Genomic DNA, 6964 nt, shown 5'->3' on the forward strand with positions numbered 1-6964 from the left:
CCCAGTGGAAGGTCCAGCTCGTTGAGCACCGGACCTTGTTCGATGTGCACCTCGACGAACCCCAGGTAGTGCGCCGGGTCGCGCTTCAGTTGCGCAATGGCGTCCAGCGTGGCGGGCAGACCCGCCCGCTGCATCGCTTCGCGCATGCTGGTGCCGTCGGTGTCCAGCTGCTCCAGCCAGTGTGGGTTGAAGTCGCCGATCAAGGCACCCGAGCCCAGGAAGGTCGCTTTGTAGCGCTGACCTTCTTCTTCGGCAAAGCCCACCACCTCGATGCCAAAGGGCAGGCGCTTGCCAGCGGCGTGCAACTGTTGCACGCAGGCCATGGGCACGAAGATGCCCAGGCGGCCGTCGTATTTGCCACCGTTGCGCACGGTGTCGTAGTGGCTGCCGGTGAGCAAGCGTTTCGCCGTTGCAGCTGCGTCCGTTCGGCTGGAGCCTGTCGATGCGTGGTACACGCCCACCACGTTGCCGACCGCGTCGATGTGCGCGCTGTCAAATCCGCAGGCCAGCATTTGCTGTTGCAACTGGGCGGCGCAGGCGCGGTGCGCCTCGGTGAGGTAGGTCACGGTGAGCTGGCCGGCCTCGGCATAGCCGGGGTCGCTGTGCTGCGCCAGCGCCTCGTGCCAATCCCAGACGGTGTTGCCCAGCGCGGGTTCGAAGCCGAACTTGTCGTTCAGCCGGATCTCGGCGATGCGGTGGATGTTGCGCAGGCACTCGGCGCGCTCGAAATCCACCGGGTTCTGCGACCGCCGCTCGAAGGTGGCGATGATGTCCTGTTTCGACAGGCCGGTGCCACGCGGGCCGCGCACCGCCAGAATGAAGGGGAACGCAAAGCGGGCGTTGTAGTCGGCGTTGAGCCGCTGGATGTGGGCGAACTCTTGCGGCGTGCATTGCGTCAGCCCCGCCTTGTTCTGTTCGTGGGTCGATTCGGCGGTGAGCGTCTGGCTGACCATGGCCTTGCCCGCCAATTCGGGGTGGGCACGGATCAGCGCCAGTTGCTCTTCCAGTGGCGCGGCCGCCAGCACCCGCACCATGGCGTGTTTGAGTGCGGCGAGCGACCCGAAGGGCCGGTGCGCCATGGCCAGCTCGGCGATCCAGGGCGAATGCTCGTACAAACCGTCCAGCATCTGCACCGCCGCCGCCAGTGGGGCCGCGTTGAGTTGTTCCAGGGTGAGGGGTTGGGGCGTGGGCATGTTCAGGCTTTCATGGCATCGGGTGCACCGGCGGGGCAGGGGTGCACCGAGCGCCAATGCTGGGCGATATCCACGCGGCGCGCCACCCACACATGCTCGTGTTGCGCCACGTGGTCCAGAAAGCGCTGCAGCGCGGTGATGCGGCCGGGCCGCCCGAGCAGGCGGCAGTGCATGCCGATGTTCATCATCTTGGGCGCATCCAGGCCCGCCGGGTCGCCCTCGGCGTAGAGCGCGTCGAACGTGTCCTTGAGGTACTGGAAGAACGGGTCGGCGTGTGAGTAGCCCTGGGGCAGGGCGAAGCGCATGTCGTTGCAGTCCAGGGTGTAGGGCACGATGAGCTGGTGCGCGTCGCGCCCGTCGGTCTTGCGCACCTTCATCCAGAACGGCAGGTCGTCGCCGTAGTAGTCGCTGTCGTAGGCGAAGCCGCCAAAGTCGGCCACCAGGCGCCGGGTGTTGGGGCTGTCGCGCCCGGTGTACCAGCCCAATGGGCGTTCGCCGCTGAGGTTTTTCAGGATGGCCATGGCTTCGGCCATGTGGGCGCGTTCGGTGGCCTCGGCCACGTCCTGGTAATGGATCCATTTCAGCCCATGGCAGGCGATCTCGTGGCCCTGGGCCACAAAGGCGGCCAACACGTCGGGGTGTTTTTGCAACGCGGTGGCCACGGCGAACACGGTCAGCGGCCAGCCGCGCTGCTCGAACTCGCGCAGCACGCGCCAGACCCCGGCGCGCGAGCCGTATTCGTAAATGCCTTCCATGCTGATGTGGCGCGCCGCAAAAGCCGGTGGGTTGAACATCTCGGACAAAAACTGCTCCGAGCCGGCGTCGCCGTGCAGCACGCTGTTTTCACCGCCTTCTTCGTAGTTCAGCACGAATTGCAGGGCAATGCGGGCGCCTTTGGGCCAGCGCGCATGCGGCACGTCGCGGCCATAGCCGATCAGGTCTCTGGGGTAGGGGGCGGTGGCGTCGTAGATCTTCATGGCAAAGACAAAAAAACGGAAGGACAAAGCTGCGTCGTGTCCGGAACGAAGTGCCCCGGCCAGCAACCCGGCGGAACTGGCTCTGCCGGGCCGCATCGGGTTGCCCTCTTCAGGTGGGCGCGCGCAGCGTGGCGGGGGCGTTCCATGATCATGACAACGCCACCGAGAGTTCGTTGATCGGTTGTTTGTGATCGAAGGTCAGCGTGGCTTCCACATGCAGCAGGTGTTCGTCCATCAGGCGGACCGCCAGCGCTTCGTCCTTGGCGGCCAGGGCCTTGACGATGTCGGCGTGCTCGTCGTTGGAGGTTTCGGCCGCCTCGGAACTCTGGTACATGAGCGTGATGAGGGCGCAGCGTGAAATCAGCTCGCGCAGCATGTCGGCCAGCACCTGGTTGCCGATCAGCTCGGCCATGCGCACATGAAAGTCGCCCAACAACTCGGTGCGCCCGGGCACGTCGTCGCGGCTCACGGCCTGCTTCTCTTGTGCCACGTGTTCGCGCAAGGCTTTGATCTTGGCGCCGGTGGCGCCGCGCACAAAGCTGCGGGTCATCTCGGCTTCGAGCATGCGCCGCACTGCGAACACCTGGCGCGCTTCGTCCACCGAGGGTGTGGCCACAAAAGCGCCACGGGCCGGTTCCAGACGGATGAGCCGGTTTTGCGACAACTGAAACAGCGCCTGCCGCACCAGCGTGCGCGACACCCCAAAATGATCGGCCAGCTTTTGCTCGGCCAGTTTGGTGCCGGGGTGCAACCGGTGCTCCACAATGGCCCGTGTCAGCGACTCGACGATCTGGTGGGTGCTGGAGGTTTCCATGCTGGCATCATAGCCACGAAAAATGAAAAGTGTATACACTTTCAGTCGACTGTGGCGAACGTGCAGAACCGGCAGCGCCACGCCAAACAACCGAATGGAGCAAGCGATATGGGCCTGAGTACACACGTTCTGGACACCATGCATGGCTGCCCGGCTGCGGGCATGGGGGTGGCGCTGTACACCACCCAGGGCGAAGAGGCCACACTGGTCAAGCGCTTTGTGCTGAACACCGATGGGCGCAACCCTGACGGGCCTCTGTACGACAACGCCAGCTTGCGCGTGGGTACCTACCGATTGGTGTTCGACGTGAGCGGCTACTTTGCCGCACGCGGTGTGGCTTTGCCCGAACCCAATTTCCTGAACCGGGTGGCGCTCGACTTTGGTGTGGCGCACACCGACCAGCATTACCACGTGCCCTTGCTGGTCAGTCCCTGGAGCTACTCCACCTACCGGGGGAGTTGAGATTCCCCCGGGCGGCTTCGGTTCACCCTCCAGTGGGCCACGGCGCCAGTGCCGTCCGCTTGAGTAGGTGACGCCGCAGGCGGCGCGGGGGTGATCCCAATTACTTGTCGCGCTGGCCTTCGGTCAGGGTGTCGAGCTGGAAGTTCCCGCTCTTGTCCCACAACCAGGTGTCGGTATAGGTCACGCTGCCCAGCCGCACCGGCGCAGGAAAGGGTGCTGCCGCGCGCACCGTGCGTTCGATCTCGCGCATCACATCGGGCACGTGGCTGGGTGCGCGCATCCAGTTGATCTGGCGCACATTCCCGCGGTCGTCCACGTCCACCTGCAGCACGCCGACGGCGTACAGCAGCGGGGGCATCTGGCCTTTGAAAATGCGGTGGCCGTTGTGTTCGTATAGGTGGCGCGCGCCGTCGCGGCGGTAATCGCGGGGCGTGACGGCATTGGAAATCAAGGCGGGGGCAGGCAATGCAGGGGGGGCGACGACCACCGGCGGTGGCGGTGGCGGGGGAGGTGGTGGCGGTGGTGGCGGGGGCAGTGGCGTGGCGCAGGCCGCCAGCAAGGCGGCGGTGCACAGGCCCAGATAACCCCAGATTCTGCGGGCGGGCTTGGCTGTGTGGTGTTGTGGCGCGGTGGGCTCTGGGCAGGCCGCAAGGGTGGAATTTTTCTTCAAACTGCGGTCCTGTGGTGGCGCGACGGGCTCGTTCGGTGAGTCCATAAAGGCGCCGAAGCGCCATATGGGCGGACAGATGCAGTGTATTGTGGTTTTTGTGGGGCGATATGCCAAGCAGCGGGGGATACTTTGGGCTGTTTCCACCTTTACTTTTTCACACACCATCCGGGAAATTCGGTTGTTCGCCTCCGTTGATTTGCAAGACTTTCTGAGTCGGCTGGCGACATCGCCCGCCGTGCTGGTATCGGTCGCCCAGGGCCAAGGCTCGGTGCCCAGGGAGAACGGCGCCTGGATGGCGGTGTTTCCCGACGCGGTGGTGGGCACCATTGGCGGCGGGCAACTGGAGTGGGCCGCCATGCGCCAGGCCCGGGCCTGGCTGACCGATCCAGCCGGGCGCGCAGCTGTCGCGTGGGAGCAACGCGAGGCGCTGGGGCCCAGTCTGGGCCAATGCTGTGGCGGGGTCGTGGTGTTGCGCTTCGAACCGGTGGACCATGCGCAGGCAGCGGAACTGCGCCAGCGCCTGGCGACGGCCACAACGCCCGTGGGCCTGTTCGGCGGTGGTCATGTGGGACGCGCCATCGTGCAGGCGCTGGCGCCCCTGCCGTTCTCGGTGAGCTGGATCGACAGCCGCGACGAGATTTTCCCCGCCGATGTGCCCGACCATGTGCGCACCGAACATTCCGACCCGGTGCAGGCGGCGGTGTGGGATTTGCCGCCCGGTTCGCTGGTGCTGATCATGAGCTTTTCGCACGCGCAAGACCTCGACGTGGTGGCCGCCTGTCTGGAGCGCCAGCGCCAACGCGCCGACCTGCCTTTTGTCGGGCTGATCGGCAGCCGCACCAAATGGGCCACTTTTGCGCACCGCTTGCGCGAGCGCGGCTGGAACGGGCAAGCGCTGGCGCACATCACCTCGCCCATCGGCATTGCGGGCATCAGCGGCAAGCAGCCGGCGGTGATCGCGGCAGCGGTGGTGGCCCAGATGTTGCTGGTGACTTCTTCTGCCGCTGAGGCGGTAGGGGAAGAAGAGCGGTCGTGAGAAGGCGTTCAAAAACTGTATACAATTTTTACCGGTCGCAGCGGAGCACGGGGCAGACAGCATGTCCCCACAGCGCGGCCCCTGGTTGACTCAGAGCGCCCGCCGTGGTGAGTCACAAACCCCGGCGGCCATGCCGTTCTGTTGAGGTGCCATGGAATCCTATTTGTTCGACTGGGCCAATCTGCTCTTGCGCTGGCTGCACGTCATCGTCGCCATCGCCTGGATTGGCTCCTCTTTCTATTTCGTTTTTCTCGACAGCAGTCTGACCCCGCCGGTCGACGAGCAGCTGAAGAAAGACGGTGTCAGCGGCGAGTTGTGGGCCGTGCACGGTGGCGGCTTCTACCACCCGGTCAAGTTCGCGGTATCGCCGCCCCAGCTGCCCCAGCACCTGCACTGGTTCTACTGGGAGAGCTACTCCACCTGGTTGTCGGGCTTTGCGCTGTTCCTCATCTCCTACCTCTGGAGCCCCAGCGTCTACCTGATCGACCCGAACATCATGAGCTGGAGCCCTGCCGGTGCGGTCGTTGCGGCGCTGGCCTTTCTGGTGCTGTTCTGGTTGGCTTACGACGCCATCTGCCGCACCCTGGGTCAGCGCAAAAACGGCGACGCCCTGGTGGGTGCGCTGGTGCTGGTGCTGGTGTGCGCAGCGGCCTGGGCGGCCACGCAGATGTTCGCGGGCCGCGCCGCGTTTCTGTTGATGGGGGCCATGCTGGCGACATCCATGAGCGCCAACGTGTTCTTCTGGATCATCCCCGGTCAGCGCACCGTGGTGGCCGACCTCAAGGCCGGGCGGCCCGTGGACCCGGTGCACGGCCAGCGCGGCAAACAGCGCAGCGTGCACAACACCTACTTCACGCTGCCGGTGCTGTTTGCCATGCTGAGCAACCACTACAGCTTCACCTACACCCACCCACAGAATTGGCTGATCCTGATCGGCATGATGTTCGCGGGTGCGGCGATCCGGCAGTTTTTCGTCATGCGCCACGGCTTCAAGCTCGGGCGCAATGCCCACCCCTGGCCCTATGCCGCCGTGGGCGTGTTGGTCTTGCTCGCGCTGATCGTCTGGCTCAAGCCCGCCACCACCACCGCTGTGGCTGCGCCCGAGCAGGTGGGCTATGCCCAGGTGCGCGCCGTGATCGACCAGCGCTGCGTGATGTGCCACGGCGAAGCCTTGCAATCCAAGGGCGTGCGGCTCGACACCGCAGAGGGCTTGCAGCAGCACGCGCAAACCGTGTACCAGCAAGTGGTGGTGATGAAGCTCATGCCCATGAACAACGCTACCGGCATCACCGACGCCGAGCGCGCGCTGGTGGCGCAATGGTTCAAGGGCGGTGCACGGACCGACTGACTCCCCCCCGCAGCGCTTTGCGCTATCCCCCAGGGGGCAACACCTGCGGTCTGTCCTGAGCTTGTCGAAGGGAAGTTCCGCGGTGTTCTGAGACTGGCACGGTTCAGCCTCGTGCGTTTAGTCCCAGGCGAGTTTCAGGGTGTTTGATCTGCGGTACCCTAGCCGCTGCTTTCACCAACCCATCTCTACCCATGAAAACACGCGCCGCCGTGGCCTGGAAAGCAGGCCAACCCTTGACCATCGAAACCGTCGATCTCGAGGGCCCGAAGCTGGGCGAAGTGCTGGTCGAAATCAAGGCCACCGGCATTTGCCATACCGATTACTACACGCTCTCGGGTGCCGACCCCGAAGGCATCTTTCCCGCCATCCTGGGCCATGAAGGAGCCGGTATCGTGGTGGACGTGGGCCCCGGCGTGACCAGCCTCAAAAAGGGCGACCACGTCATTCCGCTGTACACGCCCGAA

8 protein-coding genes are annotated in these 6964 nt (G+C 65.0%); 4 read left to right on the forward strand and 4 right to left on the reverse strand.

Translation table 11 applies throughout. The annotated features are described in order from the left end of the window. The 3 genes from uraD to ABYB95_RS13660 form a co-directional block, all read right to left on the reverse strand. On the reverse strand, positions 1 to 1193 hold a 1193-nt coding region (gene uraD / locus ABYB95_RS13650), incomplete at its 3' end, for a 2-oxo-4-hydroxy-4-carboxy-5-ureidoimidazoline decarboxylase (protein WP_372659108.1). Between the two features lie 2 nt (positions 1194 to 1195). Next, on the reverse strand, positions 1196 to 2170 hold the full coding sequence (gene puuE / locus ABYB95_RS13655) for an allantoinase PuuE (protein WP_372659109.1): 975 nt from the start codon (positions 2168 to 2170) through the stop codon (positions 1196 to 1198). Between the two features lie 148 nt (positions 2171 to 2318). After that, positions 2319 to 2984, reverse strand: coding sequence for a GntR family transcriptional regulator (locus ABYB95_RS13660; RefSeq protein ID WP_372659110.1), 666 nt, complete (start codon positions 2982 to 2984; stop codon positions 2319 to 2321). Positions 2985 to 3092: 108 nt separating this feature from the next. Here ABYB95_RS13660 and uraH point away from each other — a divergent pair, with 108 nt between their 5' ends. Continuing rightward, entirely contained in the window at positions 3093 to 3446 is a 354-nt protein-coding gene (gene uraH / locus ABYB95_RS13665) for a hydroxyisourate hydrolase (RefSeq protein ID WP_372659111.1), read from the forward strand. A gap of 100 nt (positions 3447 to 3546) precedes the next feature. On the opposite strand, the gene ABYB95_RS13670 is transcribed toward uraH, so the two are convergent. Next, a complete protein-coding gene (locus ABYB95_RS13670; RefSeq protein WP_372659112.1) occupies positions 3547 to 4116 on the reverse strand; it encodes a hypothetical protein in 570 nt (189 codons plus the stop codon). 178 nt (positions 4117 to 4294) lie between these two features. On the opposite strand from ABYB95_RS13670, the gene xdhC reads away from it, so the two are divergent. From xdhC to ABYB95_RS13685, 3 genes are all read left to right on the forward strand, one after another. Further along, positions 4295 to 5152, forward strand: a complete 858-nt coding sequence (xdhC, locus tag ABYB95_RS13675; protein WP_372659113.1) for a xanthine dehydrogenase accessory protein XdhC — start codon at positions 4295 to 4297, stop codon at positions 5150 to 5152. Positions 5153 to 5303: 151 nt separating this feature from the next. Continuing rightward, positions 5304 to 6500 (forward strand): urate hydroxylase PuuD, encoded by a 1197-nt coding sequence (locus ABYB95_RS13680; protein ID WP_372659114.1) that lies wholly within the window; start codon positions 5304 to 5306, stop codon positions 6498 to 6500. A 191-nt stretch (positions 6501 to 6691) separates the two neighbouring features. After that, a partial coding sequence (locus tag ABYB95_RS13685; RefSeq protein ID WP_372659115.1) for an alcohol dehydrogenase catalytic domain-containing protein occupies positions 6692 to 6964 on the forward strand: 273 nt, incomplete at its 3' end.

The organism is Hydrogenophaga sp. (assembly GCF_041633695.1).
Taxonomy (GTDB): domain Bacteria; phylum Pseudomonadota; class Gammaproteobacteria; order Burkholderiales; family Burkholderiaceae_C; genus Hydrogenophaga.

Coding starts and splice junctions, on each gene's coding strand:
- puuE (WP_372659109.1), bottom strand. CDS start 2,170: ATGAAGATCTACGACGCCACCGCCCCCTACCCCAGAGACCTGATCGGC.
- ABYB95_RS13660 (WP_372659110.1), bottom strand. CDS start 2,984: ATGGAAACCTCCAGCACCCACCAGATCGTCGAGTCGCTGACACGGGCC.
- uraH (WP_372659111.1), top strand. CDS start 3,093: ATGGGCCTGAGTACACACGTTCTGGACACCATGCATGGCTGCCCGGCT.
- ABYB95_RS13680 (WP_372659114.1), top strand. CDS start 5,304: ATGGAATCCTATTTGTTCGACTGGGCCAATCTGCTCTTGCGCTGGCTG.